At 31.8% G+C, this 2,169-nt stretch carries 3 protein-coding genes; 2 read left to right on the plus strand and 1 reads right to left on the minus strand.

Annotated features, from left to right (window positions below; genetic code table 11):
• Together ACI3VO_RS08535 and ACI3VO_RS08540 are read left to right on the plus strand one after the other, a co-directional pair.
• Positions 1-252, plus strand: a 252-nt coding sequence (locus ACI3VO_RS08535; protein ID WP_439757510.1) for a hypothetical protein, incomplete at its 5' end; no start/stop codon positions are given.
• Positions 243-1,244 (plus strand): serine/threonine-protein kinase, encoded by a 1,002-nt coding sequence (locus tag ACI3VO_RS08540; RefSeq protein WP_439757511.1) that lies wholly within the window; start codon positions 243-245, stop codon positions 1,242-1,244. The genes ACI3VO_RS08535 and ACI3VO_RS08540, both read left to right, overlap by 10 nt.
• Before the next feature lie 41 nt (positions 1,245-1,285).
• On the opposite strand, the gene ACI3VO_RS08545 is transcribed toward ACI3VO_RS08540, so the two are convergent.
• Positions 1,286-2,169: MutS-related protein (locus ACI3VO_RS08545; RefSeq protein ID WP_439757512.1), on the minus strand; the 884-nt coding region annotated here is incomplete at its 5' end.

Below are 2,169 nucleotides of genomic sequence, written 5' to 3' on the forward strand. Positions count from 1 at the left end.
ATAATAAAGCAAAATGAGTTAATTTTGCCAAATAGCTATTCTATAGCACAGAAGCTAAATTATGTTAGAAATTTGACAAATGTTTTTATAGATGAATACGGTATAAAATACTATAAAGTCGATATTGGTAATTTTAGAGAGAGCTACGATATAGAGGCAAAGGATTTTTGTGATAAAATTACAAATTCTATAAAAATGCAAGGTGTTTTGGAGGAATTATTCCTAAGTAGGGGAGTTATGGTATGGAAATAAATTCAAAGCTAAATATGAGAGTCGTAGAAAAAGTACAATCTCATGGTGCAAATTCTTCTCTATATATAGTCGAGGATACACAGCTAAAGGAAATTTTTATGATAAAGCAAATCGATAAAAATAAAATCAAGGAAAGCAGTAAGTACTTCGATGAGGTCAGAAAGATAAAAAAAATACAAAATAGAAATATTGTAAGGGTTAATTACGCTACTTATGACGATGACTATATTTATATATCTATGCCATATTACAAAAATGGATCCCTACAGGATATAATGCAAAGTAGAAATCTAACGGTCAGAGAAATAGTAAAATATTCTCTAGATATATTGAGTGGTATTTACTATATCCATAAAAATCGAATTCTGCACTGCGATATAAAGCCCAGCAATATATTAATAGACGGCAACAACTGTGCGGTTTTGACTGACTTCGGGTCGTCGATAGATATAAATTCGGGAGGTGTCGGAAGATTAAAAAACGTATATTACAAGCATATTGCACCGGAGCAGTGCTATAGCTCGAAGGTAGATGTTTATGTAGATATTTATCAATTTGGAAATACTTTATATAGAATGTGCAATGGGGAAGAGGAGTACAATAGACAGGTAAAAAAAAGCAAGAACTTAAACGATTTAAAGATATCTATAGTAAATGGAATGTTTCCGACTAGAAAAAAATATTACCCCCACATACCAAGGCAATTGATTGAAATAACTGAAAAATGCTTGAGTCTAGATCCTGAAAAAAGATATAAAGAAGCAATAGATATTTTAAATGATATGGCAAAAGTAAACTCGAACTTAGATTGGATATATGAAAAATCAAATGGTATATACAGATGGGTAGATGGAGATAAGATTGTATCTATGTACAAGAAAAATGGAATTTGGACAGCTAGATGCAAGCTCGATTGTGAATTTGAAAAGAGCTTTGAGAAATTTTCTGATGGATTTAAATATGTTAGGAAAATTTTAAAAGAAAATTGTTAAAAGAGAGGTTGTTGTCACCTTACAACAACCTCTTAAATATTTTATTGTTTTTTGCTTCTGATTTCCTTTTGAATTTTTTTGAGGGCTTTTTTAGAGCCTCTAGCTATATCCTTTTCTAATTTTCTATCTTCAAAAGAAACAAACAAGCTGTTTAAATCGTAGTCTTCAGGATATAGATCCTTTGCCTTTAGGTAAGGCTCAGTTCTTTTTATATTTACTGTTATAAACTCATCATTATATAAAACCTCTAAATTATTAAATTTATCGACAGGAGTGTAGACAATACCGTAATCGTCTTTATCTAGAAGCTTTATTTTATCGCCGATTTCGTAATCGTAAACCTTGCTAGGTACGTTATCTACATCGCTTTGTTTTCTTATCCTTCTATCGTCGACTAATTTTATATCGTAATCCTTGTTGTTTATATAGTCGTTTGCCTTTTTAAGCACCTTATCTCTAATTCCCATTTTTTTAGAAATAAATAATGCATTACTGCTTTGAGAATGGCCGATAGTCAGCTTGTAAAGAGGTTCTAGAGTATCTTTGTCAAACATCATACCTGCATTTTCAAAGTCAGGATGTAATTTGGCGTATTTTTTCAGCTCGCCGTAGTGGGTAGATGCTACTGTTATACATCCCATTTCGTATAGCTCTTCTAATACAGCGATTGCAAGTGCTGCACCTTCATTTGGCTCAGTTCCACTACCTATTTCGTCTAATAGGACGAGCGTTGATTTATTGCTTTTGTTTATTATAGAAGCTATATTTTGAATATGAGAAGAAAATGTACTAAGCGCATTTTCTATGCTTTGGTTGTCACCTATATCTACAAATATGTTTTCAAAAATAGATATATCAGTTCCTTCTTCAGCAGGTATATCAAATCCACATTGGGTCATAAGAGTCAGTACGCCGACTGTTTTTA

It is taken from the genome of Intestinibacter sp., from assembly GCF_051866655.1.
Taxonomy (GTDB): domain Bacteria; phylum Bacillota; class Clostridia; order Peptostreptococcales; family Peptostreptococcaceae; genus Intestinibacter.

What these genes read in the sequence shown, in the direction of transcription:
- ACI3VO_RS08540 (WP_439757511.1), top strand. Translation starts at nt 243, where the DNA reads ATGGAAATAAATTCAAAGCTAAATATGAGAGTCGTAGAAAAAGTACAA.